Genomic DNA, 23688 nt, shown 5'->3' on the forward strand with positions numbered 1-23688 from the left:
AGCCAAGTCCCGACTGATACCGGGGTAGGGGGCGGACGAGGAGCGAACCCCCGCGCGGGGGTGGGGTTTTCCCCCGTAGCGCGCAGGGGGGGAGGGGGCTGGGGGCTACCGGCCTGCGTCCCCCCGGGGTGAGGGAGGAGGAGGCCGGGGCTATCGGCCCGCGTCCCCCGGGGTGACCAGGCCCGATTCGTACGCGAAGATCACGGCCTGCGCGCGGTCGCGCAGGTCCAGCTTGGCGAGCACCCGGCCGATGTGGGTCTTCACCGTCTGCTCCGCGAGGACGAGCCGGTCCGCGATCTCCTGGTTCGACAGGCCCCGCGCGATCAGCTCCAGTACCTCGGTCTCACGCGGCGTCAGACCGTTCAGCCGCAGCGCCGCGCGATCCGCGCGCGGGGCCGGCCGCGACGCCGCGAAGTCGGCGATGAGCCGCCGCGTCACCGACGGCGCGAGCAGGGCCTCGCCCGCCGCCACCACCCGTACCGCCGCGATCAGATCCGCCGGCGGCGCGTCCTTCAGGAGGAACCCCGACGCGCCCGCGCGCAGCGCCTCGTACACGTAGTCGTCCACGTCGAAGGTGGTCAGCATCAGCACCTTCGGGCGGTGCGTGACCCCCACCGGCGGGTCCAGGATCTCGCGCGCCGCCGCGAGCCCGTCCATCTCCGGCATCCGTACGTCCATGAGCACCACGTCCGGGTGCGTCGACCGGGCCACGTCCACGCCCTGCCGGCCGTCCGGCGCCTCGCCCACCACGTCGATGTCGGCCTGCGCCGACAACAGCGCGGCGAACCCCGCCCGCACCATGGCCTGGTCGTCGACGATGATCACCCGGATGGTCACGTGCCGTCTTCCTCCGTACGCAGCGGAAGCCGTGCGGCGACACGGAAGCCGCCGTCCGGCAGCGGCCCGGTGTCCAGCGTGCCGCCGGTCAACCGTACGCGTTCCCGCATGCCGACCAGGCCGTGGCCCGTCCCGTCCCCGCGCTCCAGCGGCGAAGTGGGGCCGGGGGCGGGCCCGTTGACGACCACGACGAGGAGCGCGCCGTCCTCGGACCTGACCGACACCCGGGTCTTCGCGCCCGGCGCGTGCCGGACGATGTTCGCGAGCGCCTCCTGCACGATCCGGTACGCCGACAGATCCACCGCCTGCGGTACGTCACTGTGATTCTGGAGGTCTGCCGCCATCGACAGCTCGGCCGGCACCCCGGCCCGTACCGACGCCTCGATCAGCTGCTGCACCCGGTCGAGACCGGGCTGCGGCGCCCGTTCGCCCTCGGTGCCCTCGCTGCGCAGCACCACGAGCAGCCGGCGCATCTCGGTGAGCGACTCCCGCGCGCTGGCGGCGATCGAGGTGAACTCCTCGCGCGCCGCCTCCGGCAGGTCCGGGATCCGGTACGGCGCGGAGTCCGCCTGCACGGTGATCACGGACATGTGGTGGGCCACGACGTCGTGCAGTTCCCGCGCGATCCGGGCGCGCTCCTCCAGGAGCGTGGTCCGGGCCCGCTCCTCCTGCGTGCGGCGCTCGGCGTCCCCGCGTTCGCGCAGCGTCGCCGTCAGGAGCAGGACGATCCCGCTCAGGACGAAGAGGAGGACGTGGACGCCGTCGTCGTGCCGCGGGGCGAGGGCCACGAGCACGAACCCGGCGGCCCCGGTGACCAGCCACACCCCGAGCAGCGCCTTGCGGGACTCGCGGAGCGCGAGGGCGAGCATCAGCGCGAGGTAGCCGACGACGACCATGGGCGTCCACGGCCAGGACCGGCCGTCGAGACCGTCCGCCTGGAGCAGCACGATCGCGCCGAGGACATCGGCGACCCCGATGATCCACCAGGCCTGGAGGGGGCGGGTGACGGCGAGCAGCAGCGGCGCGGTCTGCGCGGTGGCGAGCGCCCCGGCGAGGGCGCCGTTCACGCCGTAGTCGTTGGCGAGGACCGTGACCGTGACGGGCAGCAGCGAGCAGACGAAGCCGAGGGCGAGGACGTACGGGAGCAGCCGCAGCCACCGGTTGCCCACATCGGCGAAGAGCGGCGCACCGGGCTCGGTGGGCGTCGCGAGCGCGACCCCGAACGACCGCAGGGCCGTCCGCGCGGGCGCGATGCGCGCCACGAGGCCGGGGGAGAGGGATGTCTTCTTCATGACCAGCCCAGATTAGGCAGCCCGGAGCGGAACGTACGTCATACCTGGGGGCGGACCGGGGGGTGATACCGGGGTATGAGGCGGGGGCATGGACCTGGGGGTCTTGCGGCGGCCAGGGCTCGCCCGGGCCCTCGGGCGGGGGCCCGGGCAGGCCCCTCACAGCTCCGCCAGCAGCTCCGCCTTCTTCGTGGCGAACTCGTCGTCCGTCACCAGGCCCGCCCGGTGGAGCTCGCCCAGTTGCCGGATGCGTTCCGCGATCCCGGCCGGGTCGCGTGCCTCCGGGAGCGCGTCCACGGGGGACGGGGCCGTGCGGCCCGCGCCCCGGATCGACGCCAGGACCGCCGCGGCGAACGGCAGCGACTTGTGGACCGAGCCGTAGCCGAGGCCGAAGACGACGGCCGCCGGGTCACGGTCCGCCTGGGCGGACCGGGGCTTCCCGGAGCGCGGCAGCAGCCGCAGGTACCCGTCGAAGACGTCCGGCGAGCGCCACTCGACCCCGCTGAGGTCCCGTACCGAGAACGTCTGGTCGCCGGCCTTCCACTTCTCCGAGGACGCGCCCGTCCAGAACCAGCGGAACGACACCTCCGACGAGCCGTCGAAGCTCGCCGTCCCGTCGTACGCCTTGAAGGACTGCGGCCCTTGCTGCGTGGCGACCAGAAAGCCGGAGGCGGCCTCGTCCCCCGGGCCGCAGACCAGCCGCTCCCGCAGCTCGTCCCGGTAGTACTCGGCCAGCGTCTCCCGCTCCGCCGGCAGTACGAGCCGGTACGGGTCGCTGCCCTCGTGCAACTGCCCCGCGGCCGCCTCCATCAGCGGATCGGCGCCCCGCCGCGGTTCGGCGTGCAGCACGACCGTGCCCCGCTTGCCGGGAGTGAGCGTCACGGACGCCAACGCCTCGTGCGGGACACGCCGTTCGCCGAGCGCCTGGAAGAGTTTCGGTGTGCGGATCCCCCGTTCGAACCGGATGACGACGGCGTCGCTCTCGAACTCCCAGGTGGCATGAATTCCGGCCAGCACATCACCCATGGGCCTCATCGTAGGCGGCGTGCGCCCGCGCGTCGCCCCTGCGCCGGTGGTCCGCGCACGCCGGGCGGTGCGGAGTCCTTGAGTCCGCACCGGACTCCCTTGGTCCGCGTCAGACCGGGTCAGCCCGCGTCAGACCCCGTCCGTGCCCGAAATCCCCCGGCGGCACTTGCTGTCGGCGCTCGCGCACGTCAGGTTCTCGTACGCCCCGACCCCTATGGCCGCGAAGTTGTCGAGGCTCTTCGTGCCCGGCTCGAAGTAGCCGGTGTGGCCGACCGCGTCCGCCGCCGACAGCAGCCGCGCGCCGAACTCCGGCTCCACCGGATCCGCCCCGTGCCCGACCCCGCCGACCGCGAGGTGCGGCACGTCCGCGATCCAGTCGTCGGCGTCCCGCATCGCCCACACCCGGGCACGGGTGGACAGCTCGGCGGCGCGCTCCACCCGCATCCCCGGGCTCCCGGCCACGACGACGTCCGTCACCCGGGCGGGCAGGTTCGGGGCGGAGACCCCGCACAGCACGGAGCCGTAGCTGTGGCAGAACAGGCTGACGCGCGCGTCACCCGGCAGCGCGTCCGTCATGCGCACGAGCCGTACCGCGCCGGCCGAGGCGAGCCGCCCCGTCATGGCGTCGATGCCGACCCCGACGGGCGTGGTGTAGTCGGCCCAGGCGATGACGGCCGTACGGCTCCCGGGCGCGGCCTTGCGCTCGGCCGCGTACAGCGACTGCGCCATGCCGACGGGGGCCGAGTACCGGCGGGCGGTCTTCTGGAAGGTGAGCAGGTTGGTGTCGACGCCCGGCACGATCACCGAGACCCGCCGCGCCCGGTCCAGATCGCCGAGGACCTCGGCCATGCGGCCGCCGCCGGTCGGGTCGAAGGAGAGGATCTGCCGGCCGGGCTCCATGAGCGCGGCGAACCGGTGCGCCCTGCGCACGGCCTCGCGCCGCCCGTCGGTGGTCAGCCGGGCGTTGTCGACCCTCTTCCGCTCGGAGTCCAGGGCCCGCTCCAGGGACACCCGGTTGGCGCGGTAGCGGAGGGTGACCGGAGCGCCGTCGAGGTTGCCGACGACGAGCGGGTGCGCGTCGGCGAGGAAGGCGCCCTGCGAGGGGCCGATCGCGTCGAAGAAGGCGGCGATCGTACGGGCGGGTCCGGCCGGGTCGGGCAGCGCCCGGTGACCGATCCTGCCGTGCGCCCAGGACGCGAGCGCGGCCTCGCGGGACTCCCCTGGCCCGCGCTGATGGCTGATCGTGGTCCAGCCGGTGGTCGCCAGCATGACGAACACGACGGCGAGCGCGAGCAGCAGGCGCCAGACGGAGAGGGTGGGGGAGGAGTCGAAGGAAGTCACTGCGCCACACCCTAGGAGACGGGGATGGCGGCCCGGGCGCCCGAGTGAGGGGGATCACGCGGGGAGGCGCGATGTGGTAACGCTCCGTACGGGAGGACGTACGGCCCGGTCCGTGTACGGCGTACGAGACGAACGGCGGGTGCGTTTCGTATACGACGTAGGGGACGCTTCCTGGCGCGAACTCGCGAGCTCGCGGGTACGTCAGCTCCGCCAGTCCCGCGCCAGCGCCGGCCCCAGGTGGTCCATGTAGTCCTCGGTCAGAGCGCGGATGCCCTCCAGGCTCAGGTCCGTACCCCGGCCCCAGAGCTGGCCCGTCACCCGCATGACGCCGCTGAACGCGGCGACCACGATCCTCGGCCGCGGGTCCCCGTCCACGTCGACGCCCTCGCGCGCGGCGACGAGGCGGGCGACGGCCTCCTCCATCTCCATGGAGCGGCGCAGGTGCGTGGCGAGTAGGGACGGGGTCGACTCGATCATCTGGAAGGTCCGCAGATACAGCTCGACGGGCACGACCTCCATGATCGCCTCGCCGATGCTGTCCCAGGCGGAGAGCACCGCGTTGCGCAGGGCGTCGAGCGGGCCCTCCTCGGGCGGCCGCTCCGCCAGGGCCTGGACGAAGCGCTCCTCGACCGTCTGCTGGACGGCGAAGGCGACTTCCTCCTTGGAGGCGAAGTAGCGGAAGAACGTGCGCTGGGAGACCTCGACCGCGTCGGCGATCTCGTCCACGGTGGTCTGCTCGTACCCCTGGGTCGTGAAGAGCTCCAGGGCCACTCGGAGCAGCGCGTTCCGTGTGCGCTGCTTCTTCCGCTCCCGCAGACCGGCAATCGTCACCCGCTGGCCCCCTTTCCGCCACTTTCCGTCGCTTCGTGCTGCTCAGCGTACCTGTGAGCTAAGTGACAGTTACTGTCGCATGAATTGCTTTGTCAATTGTCAGTCGCTGACACTAGCCTCTTTCGCATGACTAGTCAGACCACCGTGGAAAAGGCCCCGCAGGGTCAGGGGGGTGACCGGAGCCCCGCCCCGGCTCCGTCGAAAGGCCTGCGCGGCCACCCCTGGCTGACCCTGTTCGCCGTCGCCGCCGGCGTGATGATGGTGGCGCTCGACGGCACCATCGTCGCGATCGCCAACCCGGCCATCCAGGCCGACCTCGGAGCCACGCTCGACCAGCTCCAGTGGATCACCAACGGCTACCTCCTCGCGCTCGCCGTCGCCCTGATCACGGCCGGCAAGCTCGGTGACCGTTTCGGCCACCGCCAGACCTTCCTCATCGGCATCGCGGGCTTCGCCGCCGCGTCCGGGGCGATCGGCCTCTCGGACTCGATCGGCCTCGTCATCGCCTTCCGCGTGCTGCAGGGCCTCTTCGGCGCCCTGCTGATGCCGGCCGCGCTCGGCCTGCTGCGCGCCACCTTCCCCGCCGAGAAGCTGAACATGGCCATCGGCATCTGGGGCATGGTCATCGGCGCCTCGACGGCCGGTGGCCCGATCCTCGGCGGCTTCCTCGTCGAGCACGTCAGCTGGCAGTCGGTCTTCTTCATCAACGTGCCGGTCGGTGTCCTCGCGCTGGTGCTCGGCCTGGTGATCCTCAAGGACCACCGCGCCGAGAACGCCCCGCGCTCCTTCGACATCTTCGGCATCGTGCTGCTCTCCGGTGCGATGGGGTCCCTGGTCTGGGGCCTCATCAACGCCGGTGCCGAGTGGGGCTGGACCGGCGGCAAGACCTGGGGCTGCCTGGGCGCCTCGGTCCTGCTCTTCTTCGTCTTCGCCCTCTGGCAGACGAAGGTCAAGGAGCCGCTCATCCCGCTGGCCATGTTCCGCTCCGTCCCGCTCAGCGCGGGTGTGGTGCTGATGGTGCTCATGGCCTTCGCCTTCATGGGCGGCCTGTTCTTCGTGACGTTCTACCTCCAGGGCGTCAAGGGCCTGAGCCCGATCGACAGCGGTCTGCACCTGCTGCCGCTGACGGCGATGATGATCGTCTCCTCGCCGCTGGCCGGTGCGCTGATCACCCGGTTCGGCCCGCGCATCCCGCTGGTGGGCGGCATGGTCGCCACCGCCGCGGCGATGTTCGGCATGATGTCGCTCTCCGCGGAGACCGGTACGTTCACGATGTCGCTCTGGTTCGCGCTGCTCGGCCTGGGCCTCGCCCCGGTCATGGTCGGTGCGACCGAGGTCATCGTCGGCAACGCCCCGCTGGAGCTCTCCGGTGTGGCCGGCGGTCTGCAGCAGGCCGCGATGCAGGTCGGCGGCGCGCTCGGTACGGCGGTGCTCGGCGCGGTCATGTCCTCCAAGGTCTCCAGCGCGTTCGCGGACAACTGGACGGCCGCCGGGATCCCGGGCGCTCCCGCGCCGGGTCTCGAGGAGGCCGCCGAGTTCGGCATGGTCCCGCAGGAGCTGGCGAAGGCGCCCAACATGACCCCGGACATGCTCGACCGGATCGGCGGCGTCATCCACGGCACCTTCCTGGACGGCATGGGCCTCGCGTTCACCGTCGCCGGCGTCGTCGCCGTCGTCGCGGCCCTGGTCGCCACGCTGACCAAGCGCGGCGAGAACGCGGAGGCGGGTGCGGGCGCGGCCCACATCTGACCTGGCGTTTTTGGTACGCAGGTGAAAGCCCCTGTACGCAGGTGAAAGCCCCGCCGGGCGTTCGTCCGGCGGGGCTTTCACCTGTCCGGGTGAATCAAGCCTTGGCCTCTTCCCAACAGGCGGTGACGTCCGTCAGAGTTCTGATTACGGAGAGTGACGAAACGGGGGGTTCACCGACATGGAAATGAAGCACGCACGACCGGCCTACGCACTCCTGGCCGCACTGGCCGCCATCGTGCTGACGGCGGGCACCGCCCTACCTGCGGCTGCCGCTGCCGCCGCGGCTCCCGCACCCAAGCTCGGCGCCTGCGGACCCGGGCAGCTCTGCCTCTGGCCCAAGGAGGACTTCCGGGGCCCGGCATGGACGCACGAGCTGGCCGACACCGACATCGAGAGCTGTGTCGCCCTGCCCGCGGGCGCGAGCGCCCGGGCCCTCGCCAACCGGACGGGGCGGCCGGTCACCACGTACCAGTCCGCGGAGTGCGCGGAGACGGGCGAGTTCGAGACCTACCCGGGGCGCGGGACATGGGTGCCCCAGACGCCGTACCAGGTCAGAGCCTTCAAGATCTGGGAGCGCTAGGCCCTGCGAGGATCTCCCCCTGCGGCGGCACGGCGCTCGGCACCGCGCTCGCCGCGGGAGCCGGGGCGGAGAGCCGGGACACCTCGGCGCGCAGCTCCCGGACCTCCATGGTCAGCGCCTCCAGGAGTTCGGTCTGCCGGCGCTCGACGGCGTCGTCCCGCTCGAAGCGGGAGATGAACCAGGCCGCGATGTTGGCGGTCACCACACCGAGGAGGGCGATCCCGGAGAGCATCAGCCCCACCGCGAGGACGCGGCCGAGTCCCGTGGTGGGGGCGTGATCTCCGTACCCCACGGTCGTCATCGTCGTGAACGACCACCAGACGGCGTCGCCGAGGGTCTTGATGTTGCCGTCCGGGGCGGACCGCTCCACATGGAGCACGGCCAGCGAGCCGAACATCATCAGCCCGACCACCGCGCCCGCCACATAGGTGGTGAGCGTTATCTGCGGGGCCATCCGGGCCCGCCGGCCCACGAGGAGGAGCGTCGAGACCAAGCGCAGCAGCCGCAGCGGCTGCACCAGAGGCAGCACCACGGCCAGCAGGTCCAGCGGGTGGTGGCGGACGAAGTGCCGCTTGCTAGGAGCGAGCGCCAGTCGTACGGCGTAGTCGAGGGCGAACGTGCCCCACACCACCCACTCCACCGCGAGGCAGAGTTCGTGGATCCAGGGGTTCGCGTCCGGCGCCACGATCGGTACGGCGTACGCGACGCCGAACGCCACTGCCATGATCAGCAGTGGCGTCTGGGTGCGCTTCTCCCAGCTTTCCTTCATGCCGGGAATCGTATGGGGGGTGCGGGGGCGCACTGTCCCCCGCACCCACACCCCACGAGTACGCCGCTACGCGTCGCCGCCCGCCGCGCCCGGGTCGGCGGCCGCGACGTCGAGCAGCTGGTAGCGGTCGATGGCCTGCTTGAGGGCCGACCGGTCGACCTTGCCCTCGCGGGCGAGTTCGGTGAGGACCGCGAGCACGATCGACTGGGCGTCGATGTGGAAGAAGCGGCGGGCCGCTCCCCGGGTGTCCGCGAAGCCGAAGCCGTCGGCGCCGAGCGAGGTGTACGTGCCGGGCACCCAGCGGGAGATCTGGTCCGGGACCGAGCGCATCCAGTCGGAGACGGCGACGAACGGGCCCTGCGCGGAGGACAGCTTGCGCGTCACGTACGGGACCTGCTGCTCCTCCTCCGGGTGGAGCAGGTTGTGCCGGTCGACCTCCACGGCCTCGCGGCGCAGCTCGTTCCAGGACGTGGCCGACCAGACGTCGGCGCGGACGTTCCACTCCTCGGCGAGGATCCGCTGCGCCTCCACCGCCCACGGCACGGCGACACCGGAGGCCATGATCTGCGCGGGGATCGCGCCGCCCTCGCCCGCCTTGTAGCGGTAGATGCCCTTGAGGATGCCGTCGGCGTCCACGTTCTCGGGCTCGGCCGGGTGCTGGATCGGCTCGTTGTAGACCGTCAGGTAGTAGAAGACGTCCTCGGCGTCGGGGCCGTACATCCTCTTCAGGCCGTCCTGGACGATGTGCGCGATCTCGAAACCGAACGCCGGGTCGTAGGCGACGCAGCCCGGGTTGGTCGATGCCAGCAGGTGCGAGTGGCCGTCCGCGTGCTGGAGGCCCTCACCGGTCAGCGTCGTACGGCCGGCGGTGGCGCCGAGCACGAAGCCGCGCGCGAGCTGGTCGGCCATCTGCCAGAACTGGTCGCCGGTCCGCTGGAAACCGAACATCGAGTAGAAGACATAGACCGGGATCAGCGGCTCGCCGTGCGTGGCGTACGCCGAACCGGCCGCGATCAGCGAGGCCGTGCAGCCGGCCTCGGAGATGCCGTCGTGCAGCATCTGGCCGGTCGGGGACTCCTTGTACGCGAGGAGCAGTTCGCGGTCCACGGCCTCGTACTGCTGGCCCAGCGGGTTGTAGATCTTGGCGCTCGGGAAGAACGAGTCCATGCCGAACGTGCGGTACTCGTCGGGGGCGATCAGCACGAACCGCTTGCCGATCTCCTTGTCCCGCATGAGGTCCTTGAGCAGCCGGACGAAGGCCATCGTGGTGGCGATCGACTGCTGGCCGGAGCCCTTCTTCACCGGGGCGTAGGTCTTCTCCTCGGGGAGGACCAGCGGCTTCGCCCGCACGACACGGGTCGGCACGTACCCGCCGAGCGCCTTGCGGCGGTCGTGCATGTACTGGATCTCCTCGGAGTTCCGGCCCGGGTGGTAGTACGGCGGCGCGCCGTTCTCCAGCTGCGCGTCCGTGATCGGGATGTGCAGCCGGTCGCGGAAGCGCTTGAGGTCGTCGACCGTCAGCTTCTTCATCTGGTGGGTCGCGTTGCGGCCCTCGAAGTTCGGGCCGAGCGTCCAGCCCTTGACGGTCTGCGCGAGGACGACGGTCGGCTGGCCCTTGTGGGCCTTGGCCGCCGCGAAGGCCGCGAAGATCTTCTTGTGGTCGTGACCGCCGCGGCCCAGGTGCAGGATCTGGTGGTCCGTCATGGACTCGACCATCGAGCGCAGTCGCTGGTCGTCGCCGAAGAAGTGGTCGCGGATGTACGCGCCGGTCTCCGTGGCGTACGTCTGGAACTGGCCGTCGGGCGTGGTGTTCAGCTTGTTGACCAGGATGCCGTCGCGGTCCTGGGCGAGCAGCGGGTCCCAGGAGCGGTCCCAGATGAGCTTGATCACGTTCCAGCCGGCGCCGCGGAACTGCGACTCCAGCTCCTGGATGATCTTGCCGTTGCCGCGCACCGGGCCGTCGAGGCGCTGGAGGTTGCAGTTGACGACGAAGGTCAGGTTGTCCAGGCCCTCACGGGCCGCGATGGACAGCTGGCCGAGCGACTCCGGCTCGTCCATCTCGCCGTCGCCGAGGAACGCCCAGACGTGCGACTTGGAGGTGTCGGCGATGCCGCGCGCCTCCATGTAGCGGTTCATCCGGGCCTGGTAGATCGCGCCGAGCGGGCCGAGGCCCATCGAGACGGTCGGGAACTCCCAGAAGTCCGGCATGAGCCGCGGGTGCGGGTACGAGGAGAGACCGTTCGGGAACTTCGACTTCTCCTGGCGGAACGCGTCGAGCTGGGTCTCGCCGAGCCGGTCGAGCAGATAGGCGCGGGCGTAGATGCCGGGCGAGGCGTGGCCCTGGAAGAAGATCTGGTCGCCGCCGTCGCCCTCGTCCTTGCCCCGGAAGAAGTGGTTGAAGCCGACGTCGTACAGCGAGGCGGAGGAGGCGAAGGTGGCGATGTGGCCGCCGACCCCGATGCCCGGGCGCTGGGCGCGCGAGACCATGACCGCCGCGTTCCAACGGGTCGCGTTGAGGACCTTGCGCTCGATCTCCTCGTTGCCCGGGAAGAACGGCTCGTCCTTGGTCGCGATGGTGTTGACGTAGTCCGTGCTGCGCATCTCCGGCACGGCGACGCGCTTCTCGCGGGCGCGCTCGATGAGCCGGAGCATCAGATAGCGGGCTCGCTCGCGACCCCGCTCGTCGACGGCCGCGTCGAGGGAGTCGAGCCATTCCTGGGTCTCTTCGGGATCAAAATCCGGGACCTGGCTGGGAAGGCCGCCAATGATGATCGGGTTGCGATCGGATCCGGAAGCCACGCTGTTCCTTCACTTGTCGGTGGAGCCCACGGAGGCCGGACGCCGGCCGGGATGTCCATCGTGTACCCCGTCGGAGTCAAACGTCATCTCTACCGAGGGGTAACCCCTCTCGGGCGCCTGGTCGGGTCAAATCGCAACCTTACGCCCAACCCGCGCATGCGTTTCGTCAGGACGTTCGGCAGACTGAAGCCGCGGAAGTTCGCAAAGTGGGACGAAGCGTGTGCCATATGTCACGGAGCGGAGTGGAACCGACTTGGAGGATGCGGCGAGACGGCCCCAAACGTCACCGTTTCGGCGGTCTCGGCGGCCGGGTACTTGCGCGATCCGCCCCGCCCGTGTGGACTACGGCCAGTGCCGCGCGTACGCGTGCGGCTGAAGCATTTTCCGATACATGATCAGGAGGCAAGCCGTGAGCGCGACCGCGGACCACGCGGAGGAGCGGACCAACCCGGCCACGAGGCTGGGGTTCGAGCCCGGACAGGTGGTCCAGGAGATCGGTTACGACGAAGACGTCGACTTCGATCTCCGTGAAGGCATCGAGTCCACCATCGGTTCGGACCTCGTGGACGAGGACTACGACGACGTCGCCGACGCCGTCCTGCTCTGGTTCCGTGACGAGGACGGAGACCTCACCGACACACTGGTGGACACCATCGGCTTCCTGGACGACGGCGGCAACATCTGGCTGCTGACGCCGAAGACGGGTCGCGACGGCTACATCGAGCCGAGCGACATTCAAGATGCCGCGCAGACCGCTGGTCTCTCCCAGACCAAGAGCATCAGCGTCGCGAAGGACTGGACGGGCACCCGCCTGGCCGCCCCGAAGCGCTGATCCAAAACCCTGCACCGGAGCCCCCGCCGAATACGCTCGGCGGGGGCTCCGTGCGTAGGGTGGGCTCACCGATTCGGCCCAGGGAAGGGAAAACGTCCGTCATGGCCATCGAGGTCGGGACCAAGGCCCCGGAGTTCGAGCTCAAGGACAACCACGGCCGCACCGTGCGCCTGTCCGACTTCCGCGGCGAGAAGAACGTGGTCCTGCTCTTCTACCCGTTCGCCTTCACCGGCGTCTGCGCCGGTGAGCTGGGCGAGCTGCGCGACAACCAGCCGCAGTTCGTCAACGACGACACCCAGCTCCTCGCCGTCTCCACCGACTCCATCCACACCCTGCGCGTCTTCGCCGAGCAGGAGGCTTTGGAGTACCCGCTGCTCTCCGACTTCTGGCAGCACGGCGAGGCCTCCCGCGCCTACGGCGTCTTCGACGAGGACAAGGGCTGTGCGGTGCGCGGCACCTTCATCATCGACAAGGAAGGCGTCGTCCGCTGGAGCGTCGTCAACGACCTTCCGGACGCCCGCGACATCGACGACTACGTCAAGGCGCTCGACACTCTCTGAGATCCGGGCGAATCGTCTGTCCAGGCCGGGAACCCGTCACTAGGATCCACTCGTTGATCCGAATGCCAACGCACGACGGGGGCGCTGCCCCTGGAAACCACATGGAGGGACTCGTGGGAGTCAGCCTCAGCAAGGGCGGCAACGTCTCGCTGACCAAGGAGGCCCCTGGCCTGACCGCCGTCACCGTCGGTCTGGGCTGGGACGTCCGCACCACCACCGGTACGGACTTCGACCTCGACGCCAGCGCCATCCTGGTCAGCCCGGAGGGCAAGGTCCGCAACGACCAGGACTTCGTGTTCTTCAACAACCTGAAGAGCGCCGACGGCTCGGTCGAGCACACCGGTGACAACCTCACCGGCGAGGGCGAGGGCGACGACGAGCAGGTCAAGGTCAGCCTGGCCACCGTGCCCGCCGATGTCGCCAAGATCGTCTTCCCGGTCTCGATCTACGACGCCGAGAACCGCCAGCAGTCCTTCGGCCAGGTCCGCAACGCGTTCATCCGCGTCGTGAACCAGGCCGGCGGCGCCGAGATCGCCCGTTACGACCTCTCGGAGGACGCCTCGACCGAGACCGCCATGGTCTTCGGCGAGCTGTACCGCAACGGCGACGAGTGGAAGTTCCGCGCGGTCGGCCAGGGCTACGCCTCGGGCCTGCGCGGCATCGCCGCCGACTTCGGCGTCAACGTCTGAGTCGCGCAGCACTGAACGTCCGGCGCCGCACACTCCGTGCGGCGCCGGACGTGCCTCACCAGCAGAAACCCAGTAGGACCAGCAGGACGCAGCGGGCCCCCGAACAGGACCGCGAGCACGACCCAGCAGGACACCAGCAGGACCATCAGCGGGCACACCGCAGCTTCACCGGGGAGGACACACACATGGGCGTCACGCTCGCCAAGGGAGGCAATGTCTCCCTCTCCAAGGCCGCACCCAACCTCACCCAGGTGCTGGTCGGCCTCGGCTGGGACGCGCGCTCCACCACCGGAGCCCCCTTCGACCTCGACGCCAGCGCCCTGCTGTGCCAGTCGGGCCGGGTGATGGGAGACGAGTTCTTCGTCTTCTACAACAACCTCAAGAGCCCCGAGGGCTCCGTCGAACACACCGGCGACAACCTCACCGGCGAGGGTGACGGCGACGACGAGTCGCTCATCGTGGACCTGGTCAAGGTCCCGGCCCACTGCGACAAGATCGTCTTCCCGGTCTCGATCCACGAGGCCGACAACCGCGGCCAGACCTTCGGCCAGGTCAGCAATGCCTTCATTCGCGTCGTGAACCGCGCGGACGGCCAGGAACTCGCCCGTTACGACCTCTCCGAGGACGCCTCCACCGAGACCGCGATGATCTTCGGCGAGCTGTACCGGTACGGCGGCGAATGGAAGTTCCGGGCGGTCGGACAGGGGTACGCGTCCGGCCTCCGGGGCATCGCTCTAGACTTCGGGGTCAACGTTTCGTAAAGCCGCGTAATTACACGATGGGGTAGACAGTGGTACTGAAAACCTTCGGCTGGTCGTTCGCCATCACGGCGCTCGGACTGGTCGCAGCGGTGCTCTACGGGGGGTGGGAAGCGTTCGGGATCGTCGCGATCCTGTGCGTCCTCGAGATCTCGCTGTCTTTCGACAACGCGGTGGTCAACGCCGGAATCCTGAAGAAGATGAATGCCTTCTGGCAGAAGATCTTCCTCACGATCGGCATCCTGATCGCCGTCTTCGGCATGCGGCTGGTCTTCCCCGTCGTCATCGTCGCGATCAGCGCCAAGATCGGCCCGATCGAGGCCGTCGATCTCGCGTTCAACGACGCCGAGCGCTACGAGCAGCTCGTCACCGACGCGCACCCCTCGATCGCGGCCTTCGGTGGAATGTTCCTGCTGATGATCTTCCTCGACTTCATCTTCGAGGACCGTGACATCAAGTGGCTCGGCTGGCTGGAGCGGCCGCTTGCCAAGCTCGGCAAGATCGACATGCTGTCGGTCTGCATCGCCCTGATCGTCCTGGCGATCAGCGCCATGACCTTCGCGACCCAGGCCCACCAGCACGCCGGACACGCCGACAAGACGTCGACCGTCCTGCTCTCCGGCGTCTTCGGTCTCATCACGTACCTGATCGTCGGCGGTCTCTCCGGCTTCTTCGAGAACAAGCTGGAGGAGGAAGAGGAGCGCGAGCACGAGGCCGAGGAGGAGGCCAAGCGCAGCGGCAAGAAGGTCTCCGCCGTGCAGCTGGCCGGCAAGGCCGCCTTCTTCATGTTCCTCTACCTCGAGGTCCTCGACGCGTCGTTCTCCTTCGACGGTGTCATCGGCGCCTTCGCCATCACCAACGACATCGTCCTCATGGCGCTCGGCCTCGGCGTCGGTGCCATGTACGTCCGTTCGCTGACGGTCTACCTGGTCCGCCAGGGCACCCTCGACGACTACGTCTACCTGGAGCACGGCGCCCACTACGCCATCGGCGCTCTCGCCCTGATCCTGATGGTCAGCATCCGGTACCAGATCCCCGAGCTCGTCACCGGCCTCATCGGTGTCGCCCTCATCGGCTGGTCGTTCTGGTCCTCCGTGCGCCGCAACAAGGCCCTCGCGGCGGCCGAGGGAAAAGCTGACTCCTCGGGCAAGACCGAGGTGTCGTCCGGGGTGTGACACCCCCGGCAATGAGGAACGCTTCACTGCGGGGCGGCCGGTGCACCCGGCCGCCCCGCGGCGTACGACCGGGTTTCCGAGTGGGGGGTGGGGCGTATGGGCTTCTGGGACGGCCTTTTTCCGGGGAGGGCGTGGGCGCAGTTCGATTCGGGCAGCGCCGCCAGCAACACCATCGATCTCACCAAGCGCCGGCCGACGGTCTCCCTCACCCAACAGGGCGCCGCCACCGGCAATCTGCGCGTCAACCTCTCCTGGCGGATGCGCACCTCCGACATCGAGGGCCGCTCCCGGCAGAGCGGCCAGCTGCTGCGCCACCCCTCGAAGCTCTTCAAGCCCGAGGTCGTCCAGGCGCACACCCAGAGCATGGTCAACGTCGACCTGGACCTCGGCTGCCTGTACGAGCTGGCCGACGGCAGCAAGGGCGTCGTCCAGCCGCTCGGCAGCTTCTTCGGCTCGCTGAACGGCCCGCCGTACGTGAACCTGAGCGGCGACGACCGGTTCGGCGGCTCGTCCGGCGAGACGATATTCGTCAACCTCGACCACCGCGACGAGATCAAGCGGCTGCTCTTCTTCGTCTACATCTACGACCAGACCCCGGCCTTCGACCGCACGCACGCCAAGGTGACGCTCTACCCCAGCAACGGGCCGCGGATCGAGATCGAACTCGACGAGCGGGCCCCCCAGGCCCGCTCCTGTGCCGTGTTCAGCGTCGAGAAGGTCAAGGACGAGCTGATCGTCCGCCGCGAGGTGAAGTTCGTGTACGGCTTCCAGGCCGAGCTGGACCGGCTCTACGGCTGGGGTCTGCAGTGGGGGCGCGGCTACAAGACCAAGGCCTGACCGGTGGTGTCACGGGCGGGCGAACTGCGGTCCCATCGGCGGCAGCCGGAAGTTCGGGTCGGGGGCGGGCGCGGCGGCAGCGGCGGGCTGCGGGTAGCCGTACCCCGGGCGGTCGCCCGTGACCGGCTGCGGGTAGCCGTAGCCGGGCGGGGCGGAGACCGGGGGAGTGGTCGGCTGCGGCGGCACGGTCGGCGGCGCCGGCGGTACGGGGCCGGGGCCGGCCGAGGGCGACTGGACGACCGTCGCGTCGAGGTCGACGGCCGCGGCACGATCCTGCCCCCGCGCCGGTGTGGAGCCGGAGTCCGGCGCCGTACCGGCCTCCTCCGTGCCGTCGTCGACGGAGATCCCGAAGTCGGTGGCGAGACCGACGAGACCCGTCGGATAGCCCTGCCCGACCGCGCGGAACTTCCAGCCGTCCCCGCGCCGGTACAGCTCGCCGCAGATGATGGCGGTCTCCTCGCCCGTCTCCGCCTTCACGTCGAACAGGGCCAGCGGCTCCCGGTCCGCCGCGGTCGCGTCGTACAGCAGGATCCGCAGGTCGGAGACGCGGCCGAAGGTGTCGCCGTCCGAGGAGGCCGCGATCACCACCTGGTCGACCGACGGGTCGAGCCGGCCGAGCTCGGCCTCCACGGTGTCCGTCAGCCCCTCGGCCACCCGCTTCTTCGGCAGCCGGCGCACCAGTCCCGAGGGATGGCGCGGCTGGTTGTAGAAGACGAAGTCCTCGTCGGAGCGCACGCGCCCGTCGGCGCCGAGCAGCAGCGCCGAGGCGTCCACGTCGGGGACCCCGGGGCCCGGGGTCCAGCGGAGCACGGCCCGTACGGCCGCGGTGTCGAGAGGGACGTTCGAGCCCTTCAGCATCGCGTGCGTCATGACCGTCATCCTGCCTTCCCGCCCGCCCGCCGGACAACGCGGGGGCCGTACCGAACCGCGCGTCGTCCCACCTCGGCAGGTGCGAGGCTTGAGACGTATGCGGACGAGTTACTTGGATTTCATACACGAGGGGAACTAAGGACACCCGCACCTACGTACTATTACCGGCCACATGTTGTCAGGGCCCACCGAGGCAGTCCGGGGAGTCACATGCGTCATTTCGGGCACATCCCGGCCTCCGCGAGAGCCGGACTCTTCCACCAGGAGCCGGCCGAGTTCACGGCGGACGCCCCCGCGGGCACGCTCGCCGTCGCGCTGGGAGCCACTCTCTACAGCCCGGCGACCCGCCCGCACCTCGCCGACGACGTGCGCAAACAGGCCGCACGCGGGGTCGTCTCCATGGTGCTGTGCCTGGAGGACTCCATCGCCGACGCCGACGTGGAGGCCGCCGAGAGCAACCTCGTCCACCAGTTCGCCGAGCTCGCCCGGCTCACCGAGGCGGACCCCGGCGGCCCGGACGTACCCCTGCTCTTCATCCGGGTCCGCGAGCCCCACCAGATCACCGATCTGGTCAGCCGCCTCGGAGACACCGTCCGTCTGCTGTCCGGATTCGTACTGCCCAAATTCACCGAGACCCGGGGCCGGGCCTTCCTGGAGGCCCTCACCACCGCCGAGCGGTCGAGCGGCAGAAGACTCTTCGCCATGCCCGTCCTGGAGTCGCCCGAGCTGCTCCACCTGGAGACCCGCGCCGAGACCCTCGCCGGCATCGCCACCACCGTCGACAAGTACCGCCACCGGGTCCTCGCGCTCCGCCTCGGCGTCACCGACTTCTGCTCCGCCTACGGGCTGCGCCGCTCGCCCGACATGACGGCCTACGACGTCCAGCTCGTCGCCAACGTCATCGCCGACGTCGTCAACGTCCTCGGCCGCTCCGACGGCACCGGCTTCACCATCACCGGACCCGTCTGGGAGTACTTCCGGCTCGGCGAGCGCATGTTCAAGCCCCAGCTGCGCCGCAGCCCCTTCCTGGAGGGCCGCGCCGAGGACCTGCGCACCGCGCTCATCGAGCACGACCTCGACGGGCTGCTGCGCGAGATCGAACTCGACCGGGCCAACGGCCTGCTCGGCAAGACCTGCATCCACCCCACGCACGTGGTGCCGGTGCACGCACTCTCCGTGGTCACCCACGAGGAGTACAGCGACGCGCAGGACATCCTGCGCCCCGAGCGCGGCGGGGGCGGCGTGCTGCGCTCCGCGTACACGAACAAGATGAACGAGGTGAAGCCGCATCGCGCGTGGGCCGAACGGACCCTCATGCGCGCCGAGGTCTTCGGCGTCGCCCATGAGGACGTCGGCTTCGTCGATCTGCTCACCGCCGGCCTGGCCGGCTGACGGAAGGTGAACCGGAACGTGGTGTGGTCGGGAACGTGGGTCGCCGAGCGACTCGGCGTCGAACTGGACGGCGACGAGCAGCTCCCTGGCCTGCTGGGCCTCGCGCTGCGCCGCAACCCCAGGCGCGCGCATCTGCTGGTCTCCAACGTGCTCGGCAAGCACGTGCCGCAGCGGCCGAGCGTCGTCCACGGCGCGGGCTTCTCGCTCGGTCTGCGGGTGCGCGAGCTGCTCGGCGACGAGGAGGCCGCGCGGGCCGTCGTCCTCGGGTACGCGGAGACGGCCACCGGCCTCGGCCACTCGGTCGCCGACGGCCTCGGCCACGCCCCGTACCTGCACTCCACCCGGCGGCCGGTGGACGGCGTGCCGAGCGCGGGCGGCTTCGAGGAGTCCCACTCCCACGCCACCTCGCACCTGCTGCTCCCCGAGGACCCCAAGCTGCTGGCCGGTGACGGCACGCTTGTCCTGGTCGACGACGAGTTCTCCACCGGCAACACCGTCCTCAACACCATCCGCGACCTGCACGAGCGCTACCCGCGCGAGCGGTACGTGGTCGTGGCCCTCGTCGACATGCGCTCCGCCGCCGACCTCGGCCGCCTGGCGGGCTTCGCCCAGGAGATCGGCGCCCGCGTCGACCTGGTGACCGGCGCGGCCGGCACCGTACGGCTCCCGGAGGGGGTCCTGGAGAAGGGCCAGGCGCTGGTCGCCGCGGAGGAGGCCGCGCAGCAGGCGGCCGCCCACGAGGCCGCCCACGAGACCGTGTACGGGTCCGCGCCCGTCCCGCAGCCCCGGACGCCCCGCACGGCCCCCGTACGGGTCGACCTCGGCTGGCCCGCCGACGTCCCGGACGGCGGTCGGCACGGCTTCCGCGCGCCCCACGCCGCCGCCCTGGACGAGGCCCTGCCCGCCATGACCGAGCGCCTCGACGCGGCCCTCGGGAGCGCGCGGCGGGTGCTCGTGCTCGGCTTCGAGGAGCTGATGTACGCGCCGCTGCGGCTCGCCGTCGCCCTGGAACGGGCCGGACGGGACGTCTCGTACTCCACGACCACCCGCTCGCCCGTCCTCGCGGTCGACGACCCGGGCTACGCGATACGGACCCGGCTCGTCTTCCCCGCCCACGACACGCCCGCCGACGGCCCCGGCGAGCGGTACGCGTACAACGTGGCCGGCGCCGGCTTCGACGCGGTCGTGGCCGTCGTCGACTCGGTCGCCGACACCCCGGAGCTCCACGCCGAGGACGGCCTGCTGGCCCAGCTGGCCGGCCACATCCCGCGGGTGGTCCTCGCGGTGGTCCCGTCGTACGTACCCGCGCACGCATCCGCTCCCGCCACCGAAGCTCCCGAAAGGAGCTCCATGCTGTCCGAGCCCCTCCGCGGCCCCGCCTTCTCCTCGTACGCCCCCGAGGAGGTCGGCTGGCTGCTCCAGGACCTCTCGGACGTCGAGCTCGAGGCCCCGACCGAGGAGCGCGAGGAGGCCATCCAGAGCGGCGGCGCCCACTACGCCGAGTCGCTGCCGGTCGAGTACCAGCCGAGCGACCAGTACCAGGAGCTCTTCCACGCCGCGCTGGAGACCTCCGCCGCCCGGATCGCCCGCGCGGTCGGCACCGTCACCGAGACCGTCCTCGCGGAGAAGAAGGGCACGCCCGTGCTCGTCTCCCTCGCCCGGGCCGGTACCCCTGTCGGCGTCCTCATGCGCCGCTGGGCCCAGGCCCGGCACGGCCTCGAACTGCCCCACTACGCCGTCTCCATCGTCCGCGGCCGCGGCATCGACGCCAACGCGCTGCGCTGGCTCGCCGCCCACCACGACCCGGCCGACGTCGTCTTCGTCGACGGCTGGACCGGCAAGGGCGCCATCACCCGCGAACTGGCCGAGGCGCTCCGCGCGTTCCCCGGATTCGACCCGGAGATCGCGGTCCTCGCCGACCCCGGCTCCTGCGTCCGCACCTACGGCACCCGCGAGGACTTCCTCATCCCCTCCGCCTGCCTCAACTCGACCGTCTCCGGCCTGATATCGAGGACCGTCCTCCGCGCCGACCTCGTCGGACCGGACGACTTCCACGGCGGCAAGTTCTACCGCGAACTGGCCGGCGCCGACGTCTCGAACGCCTTCCTCGACGCCGTCGCCGCCCACTACGACGACGTCGCCGAGGACGTCGACACCGCAGTCAAGGAGCTCCTCGCTGCCGACCGCACGCCCACCTGGGAGGGCTGGGCGGCCGTCGAGCGGATCAGCGAGGAGTACGGCATCCACGACATCAACCTGGTCAAGCCCGGCGTCGGCGAGACCACCCGGGTCCTGCTCCGCCGCGTCCCCTGGAAGATCCTCGCGAAGCGCGGCGCGGGCGCCGACCTCGCCCACGTACGCCTCCTCGCCGAGCAGCGCGGAGTCCCCGTCGAGGAGGTCGACGGACTGCCGTACACCTGCGTGGGCCTGATCCATCCCCAGTTCACAAGGGGCGCCACGGGCGCCGACGGAAAGACGGTGGTTGCGCAGTGACTTCGGTGAACAGCACGGTGATGGTCGCGAGCGACCTCGACCGCACGCTGATCTACTCCTCTGCCGCGCTCGCGCTCGGCATGCCGGACGCGCAGGCGCCCCGGCTGCTGAGCGTCGAGGTGCACGAGTCGAAGCCGCTCTCGTACCTGACCGAGGAGGCGGCCGGACTCCTCGAACAGCTGGCCGCCGAGGCCGTCTTCGTCCCCACGACGACCCGCACCCGCAAGCAGTACCAGCGGATCCAGCTCCCCGGCACCGCGCCGGCGTACGCGATCTGCGCCAACGGCGGGCACATCCTCGTCGACGGCGTCGCCGACCACGACTGGCACGCCTCCGTCCTGCGCCGGCTCGCCGAGGAGTGCGCGCCGCTCTCCGAGATCCGCGCCTACTTCACCGCGACCACCGACCTGTCCTGGGTGCGCAAGCACCGGGTGGCCGAGGACCTGTTCGCGTACCTGGTGGTGGAGCGCGAGCGGATGCCGGAGGAGTGGCTGAAGCGGTTCGGCGAGTGGGCGGAGGAGCGCGGCTGGACGGTCTCGCTCCAGGGCCGCAAGGTGTACGCGGTGCCGAAGCCGCTCACCAAGAGCGCGGCGATGCGCGAGGTCGCCCGGCGCTGCGGCGCGGGCCTCGTCCTGGCCGCCGGAGACTCGCTCCTCGACGCGGACCTGCTGCTCGCCGCCGACCGCGCCTGGCGCCCGGGCCACGGCGAGCTGGCCGACACGTCCTGGACCGCCCCGCACCTCGACGTGCTCGCCGAGCGGGGCGTGGCGGCCGGGGAGGAGATCCTCCGCCGGTTCCGTACGGCGGTGGCGGAGCACGCCGCGTCGGTCACGCTGCCCGGGCAGCAGGCGAAGGCGGGCGTGAAGAGTCAGGCGTGAAGAGTCAGGCGTGAGGAGTCAGGCGTGAAGAGTCGGGCGTTGAAAGTCGGTAGTGCGTCGGTAGTGCGTCGGTAGCGCGTCAGTAGTGCGGTTTTCCGCAGGGCGGGCGGTGGCGTGCTCGGGCTAGCGTGACGGTTCATGACGAACGCGCTGCGGACCGCTGATGCGCCCGCCTCCGAGGAGGGGCGGGCGCGGATCGTCGCGTACCTCGTCCGTTGGCTGCGGCTCGGGCTCGGTCTGGGCCTCGGTGCAGGGACCGCCGTACTGGAGCTGCTCGGCTGCGTCCTGGCCGGTATTGCTCTGCTGCCCGTGCTCGCCTGGCCGCGCGGCAGACGGGCCGTGCTGCGCCCGGTGACCGCCGCCGCCCGCGCCCTCACCCGCCTCGAACGCGCCCGGCTCGGCCGCCTCCTCGACACCCGCCTGCCCCCGGTCCACGAGGACGGCGCCGCCGCGCGGTACCTCGCCGCCCGCTGGCCGCTGGGCCTCCTCGGCGCGGTCGTGCTCGGCTGCGCCGCGTACGGACTCGGCCTGGGCACCTTTGTCTTCTACGGCTGGCTGATCACCGACATCAACCACCCCTGGCTGGTCGCGTTCAGCAGCGTCGGCGGGTTCTTCCTGCTCTTCCTCTCCGCCCAGGGCGCGCTCGGCGTCGTCGCCCTGGAGGACGGCCTTGCCCGGTACTTCCTCGGCCCCCGCCACGCCGACGCCCTGGAGGCCCGGATCGCCCAGCTCGCGACGAGCCGGGCCGAGGTGATGGACGTCGTGCACGACGAGCGGCGGCGGATCGAGCGCGACCTCCACGACGGCGTCCAGCAGCGGCTCGTGGCCCTCGGCATGCTCCTCGGCCGCGCCCGCCGGCTCCGGGCCCGGGACCCGGATGCCGCCGACGCGCTGCTGCTCCAGGCCCACGAGGAGAGCCGCCGCGCGCTGGCCGAACTGCGCGAGGTGGCCTGGCGGGTGCACCCGGCCGTGCTCGACGAGGGCGGCCTGCGGGCGGCCCTGGAGACGGTCGCCGAGCGGAGCCCGCTGCCCGTACGGCTCGGGTACGCCGTCGGGCGGCCGCTCCCGAGGGCGGTGGAGACGGTCGCGTACTTCCTCGTCTCGGAGGCGGTCACCAATGTGGTCAAGCACGCGGGCGCGACCCGTATCGACGTACAAGTAACCCTGGAAGGTGAGGAGTTGAGCGTACGGGTGACGGACGACGGGGTGGGTGGCGCGGACGCGTCGGGCAGCGGCCTGAGCGGGCTCGCGAGCCGGGCGGCGGCGCTGGACGGGCGGTTCGCGGTGGACAGCCCGGTGGGCGGGCCGACGGTCGTACGAGCGGTCCTGCCGTGCGCGTGATCCTGGCGGAGGACTCCACGCTGCTACGGGAGGGGCTTGTACGGCTCCTGGTCGAGGAGGGCCACGAGGTGACGGCGGCGGTCGGCACCGGGACCGAGCTGCTCGCGGCGGTCCGGGCGGACCCGCCGGACGTGGTCGTCGCCGACGTCCGGATGCCGCCCACGCACACCGACGAGGGGCTGCGGGCGGCCCTGGAGATCCGGCGGGAGCGCCCGGAGGTCGGGGTGCTCGTGCTCTCCCAGTACGTGGAGCGGCGGTACGCCACCGAGCTGCTGACGGGCGACTCGGGCGCGGTCGGCTACCTGCTCAAGGACCGGGTGGCGCAGGTCGACGAGTTCCTGGACGCCCTGGAACGGGTGGGCGAGGGGCGGACGGCGTTCGACCCGGAGGTCGTCCGCAGGCTGCTCGTCCGCACCACGCACACCGATCCACTGGCGCGGCTCACGCCCCGGGAGGGCGAGGTGCTCGCGGCCATGGCCCAGGGCCACACGAACGCGGCGATCGCCGGCCGGCTGCACGTGTCGCGGAGCGCGGTGGAGAAACACATCAACGCGATCTTCGACAAGCTGGAGCTGACGGTCGGGGGCGAGGGCTACAGCAAACGGGTCCTGGCGGTCCTGCGCCACCTGGGCAGCTAGGGCC

The 23688-nt window shown here is 71.0% G+C and carries 21 protein-coding genes; 13 read left to right on the forward strand and 8 right to left on the reverse strand.

From position 1 onward, the window contains the following. Positions 1 to 150 precede the first annotated feature (150 nt). The 5 genes from AB0F56_RS30100 to AB0F56_RS30120 all read right to left on the reverse strand — a co-directional run bounded on the left by AB0F56_RS30100 (position 151) and on the right by AB0F56_RS30120 (position 5324). A complete protein-coding gene (locus AB0F56_RS30100; protein WP_362015195.1) occupies positions 151 to 837 on the reverse strand; it encodes a response regulator transcription factor in 687 nt (228 codons plus the stop codon). Next, positions 834 to 2129, reverse strand: a complete 1296-nt coding sequence (locus tag AB0F56_RS30105; RefSeq protein WP_362015197.1) for a sensor histidine kinase — start codon at positions 2127 to 2129, stop codon at positions 834 to 836. The genes AB0F56_RS30100 and AB0F56_RS30105 overlap by 4 nt, the downstream gene beginning before the upstream one ends. A 156-nt stretch (positions 2130 to 2285) precedes the next feature. Continuing rightward, positions 2286 to 3161, reverse strand: coding sequence for a DUF4429 domain-containing protein (locus AB0F56_RS30110; RefSeq protein ID WP_362015200.1), 876 nt, complete (start codon positions 3159 to 3161; stop codon positions 2286 to 2288). 120 nt (positions 3162 to 3281) lie between these two features. Beyond that, positions 3282 to 4493 carry an alpha/beta hydrolase gene (locus AB0F56_RS30115; protein WP_362015202.1) on the reverse strand — a complete coding sequence of 404 codons (1212 nt, stop codon included), beginning with the start codon at positions 4491 to 4493 and terminating at the stop codon, positions 3282 to 3284. A gap of 201 nt (positions 4494 to 4694) precedes the next feature. Next, positions 4695 to 5324: a TetR family transcriptional regulator gene (locus AB0F56_RS30120; RefSeq protein WP_362015205.1), complete on the reverse strand. Its 630-nt coding sequence runs from the start codon at positions 5322 to 5324 to the stop codon at positions 4695 to 4697. Between the two features lie 126 nt (positions 5325 to 5450). Between AB0F56_RS30120 and AB0F56_RS30125 the strand changes: the two genes are divergently transcribed. Both AB0F56_RS30125 and AB0F56_RS30130 read left to right on the forward strand, forming a co-directional pair. Further along, positions 5451 to 7073: an MFS transporter gene (locus AB0F56_RS30125; RefSeq protein ID WP_362015207.1), complete on the forward strand. Its 1623-nt coding sequence runs from the start codon at positions 5451 to 5453 to the stop codon at positions 7071 to 7073. A gap of 184 nt (positions 7074 to 7257) precedes the next feature. After that, positions 7258 to 7653 carry a peptidase inhibitor family I36 protein gene (locus tag AB0F56_RS30130; RefSeq protein ID WP_362015210.1) on the forward strand — a complete coding sequence of 132 codons (396 nt, stop codon included), beginning with the start codon at positions 7258 to 7260 and terminating at the stop codon, positions 7651 to 7653. Here AB0F56_RS30130 and AB0F56_RS30135 read toward each other — a convergent pair. Both AB0F56_RS30135 and aceE read right to left on the reverse strand, forming a co-directional pair. Further along, positions 7634 to 8422: an ion channel gene (locus AB0F56_RS30135; protein WP_362015212.1), complete on the reverse strand. Its 789-nt coding sequence runs from the start codon at positions 8420 to 8422 to the stop codon at positions 7634 to 7636. The genes AB0F56_RS30130 and AB0F56_RS30135 overlap by 20 nt on opposite strands. A gap of 66 nt (positions 8423 to 8488) precedes the next feature. Further along, a complete protein-coding gene (gene aceE / locus AB0F56_RS30140; protein WP_362015215.1) occupies positions 8489 to 11221 on the reverse strand; it encodes a pyruvate dehydrogenase (acetyl-transferring), homodimeric type in 2733 nt (910 codons plus the stop codon). 409 nt (positions 11222 to 11630) lie between these two features. Between aceE and AB0F56_RS30145 the strand changes: the two genes are divergently transcribed. The 6 genes from AB0F56_RS30145 (at position 11631) to AB0F56_RS30170 (ending at position 16072) form a co-directional block, all read left to right on the forward strand. Next, on the forward strand, positions 11631 to 12053 hold the full coding sequence (locus AB0F56_RS30145; protein ID WP_362015218.1) for a DUF3052 domain-containing protein: 423 nt from the start codon (positions 11631 to 11633) through the stop codon (positions 12051 to 12053). 101 nt (positions 12054 to 12154) lie between these two features. After that, positions 12155 to 12613: a peroxiredoxin gene (locus AB0F56_RS30150; RefSeq protein ID WP_362015221.1), complete on the forward strand. Its 459-nt coding sequence runs from the start codon at positions 12155 to 12157 to the stop codon at positions 12611 to 12613. 113 nt (positions 12614 to 12726) lie between these two features. Continuing rightward, positions 12727 to 13302: a TerD family protein gene (locus tag AB0F56_RS30155; protein WP_260226644.1), complete on the forward strand. Its 576-nt coding sequence runs from the start codon at positions 12727 to 12729 to the stop codon at positions 13300 to 13302. Between the two features lie 185 nt (positions 13303 to 13487). Then, entirely contained in the window at positions 13488 to 14063 is a 576-nt protein-coding gene (locus tag AB0F56_RS30160; RefSeq protein WP_362015224.1) for a TerD family protein, read from the forward strand. Positions 14064 to 14092: 29 nt separating this feature from the next. Continuing rightward, complete coding sequence (locus tag AB0F56_RS30165) at positions 14093 to 15235, forward strand: DUF475 domain-containing protein (RefSeq protein ID WP_362015227.1); 1143 nt, start codon at positions 14093 to 14095, stop codon at positions 15233 to 15235. A 96-nt stretch (positions 15236 to 15331) separates the two neighbouring features. Beyond that, positions 15332 to 16072, forward strand: coding sequence for a Tellurium resistance (locus AB0F56_RS30170; RefSeq protein WP_362015229.1), 741 nt, complete (start codon positions 15332 to 15334; stop codon positions 16070 to 16072). Positions 16073 to 16081: 9 nt separating this feature from the next. Here AB0F56_RS30170 and AB0F56_RS30175 read toward each other — a convergent pair whose 3' ends face one another. Continuing rightward, positions 16082 to 16951: a TerD family protein gene (locus AB0F56_RS30175; RefSeq protein ID WP_362015232.1), complete on the reverse strand. Its 870-nt coding sequence runs from the start codon at positions 16949 to 16951 to the stop codon at positions 16082 to 16084. Positions 16952 to 17152: 201 nt separating this feature from the next. Between AB0F56_RS30175 and AB0F56_RS30180 the strand changes: the two genes are divergently transcribed. From AB0F56_RS30180 to AB0F56_RS30200, 5 genes are all read left to right on the forward strand, one after another. Then, the gene (locus AB0F56_RS30180; protein WP_362015235.1) at positions 17153 to 18334 is read left to right on the forward strand and encodes an HpcH/HpaI aldolase/citrate lyase family protein; all 1182 of its coding nucleotides are present in this window, start codon (positions 17153 to 17155) and stop codon (positions 18332 to 18334) included. Positions 18335 to 18352: 18 nt separating this feature from the next. Continuing rightward, positions 18353 to 20827 carry a phosphoribosyltransferase gene (locus AB0F56_RS30185; protein WP_362015238.1) on the forward strand — a complete coding sequence of 825 codons (2475 nt, stop codon included), beginning with the start codon at positions 18353 to 18355 and terminating at the stop codon, positions 20825 to 20827. Between the two features lie 20 nt (positions 20828 to 20847). Next, a complete protein-coding gene (locus tag AB0F56_RS30190; protein ID WP_362015360.1) occupies positions 20848 to 21705 on the forward strand; it encodes an HAD family hydrolase in 858 nt (285 codons plus the stop codon). 138 nt (positions 21706 to 21843) lie between these two features. Further along, on the forward strand, positions 21844 to 23046 hold the full coding sequence (locus AB0F56_RS30195) for a sensor histidine kinase (RefSeq protein WP_362015241.1): 1203 nt from the start codon (positions 21844 to 21846) through the stop codon (positions 23044 to 23046). Beyond that, entirely contained in the window at positions 23037 to 23684 is a 648-nt protein-coding gene (locus tag AB0F56_RS30200) for a response regulator transcription factor (protein WP_362015244.1), read from the forward strand. The genes AB0F56_RS30195 and AB0F56_RS30200 overlap by 10 nt, the downstream gene beginning before the upstream one ends. Positions 23685 to 23688 lie beyond the last annotated feature (4 nt).

Origin of the sequence: Streptomyces sp. NPDC026092, assembly GCF_040638605.1 — a bacterium.
In the GTDB taxonomy this organism is placed as follows: Bacteria; Actinomycetota; Actinomycetes; order Streptomycetales; family Streptomycetaceae; genus Streptomyces.

Coding starts and splice junctions, on each gene's coding strand:
- AB0F56_RS30195 (WP_362015241.1), top strand. CDS start 21,844: ATGACGAACGCGCTGCGGACCGCTGATGCGCCCGCCTCCGAGGAGGGG.
- AB0F56_RS30150 (WP_362015221.1), top strand. CDS start 12,155: ATGGCCATCGAGGTCGGGACCAAGGCCCCGGAGTTCGAGCTCAAGGAC.
- AB0F56_RS30170 (WP_362015229.1), top strand. CDS start 15,332: ATGGGCTTCTGGGACGGCCTTTTTCCGGGGAGGGCGTGGGCGCAGTTC.
- AB0F56_RS30175 (WP_362015232.1), bottom strand. CDS start 16,951: ATGACGGTCATGACGCACGCGATGCTGAAGGGCTCGAACGTCCCTCTC.
- AB0F56_RS30105 (WP_362015197.1), bottom strand. CDS start 2,129: ATGAAGAAGACATCCCTCTCCCCCGGCCTCGTGGCGCGCATCGCGCCC.
- AB0F56_RS30110 (WP_362015200.1), bottom strand. CDS start 3,161: ATGAGGCCCATGGGTGATGTGCTGGCCGGAATTCATGCCACCTGGGAG.
- AB0F56_RS30125 (WP_362015207.1), top strand. CDS start 5,451: ATGACTAGTCAGACCACCGTGGAAAAGGCCCCGCAGGGTCAGGGGGGT.
- AB0F56_RS30160 (WP_362015224.1), top strand. CDS start 13,488: ATGGGCGTCACGCTCGCCAAGGGAGGCAATGTCTCCCTCTCCAAGGCC.
- AB0F56_RS30180 (WP_362015235.1), top strand. CDS start 17,153: ATGCGTCATTTCGGGCACATCCCGGCCTCCGCGAGAGCCGGACTCTTC.
- AB0F56_RS30190 (WP_362015360.1), top strand. CDS start 20,848: ATGGTCGCGAGCGACCTCGACCGCACGCTGATCTACTCCTCTGCCGCG.
- AB0F56_RS30135 (WP_362015212.1), bottom strand. CDS start 8,422: ATGAAGGAAAGCTGGGAGAAGCGCACCCAGACGCCACTGCTGATCATG.
- AB0F56_RS30130 (WP_362015210.1), top strand. CDS start 7,258: ATGAAGCACGCACGACCGGCCTACGCACTCCTGGCCGCACTGGCCGCC.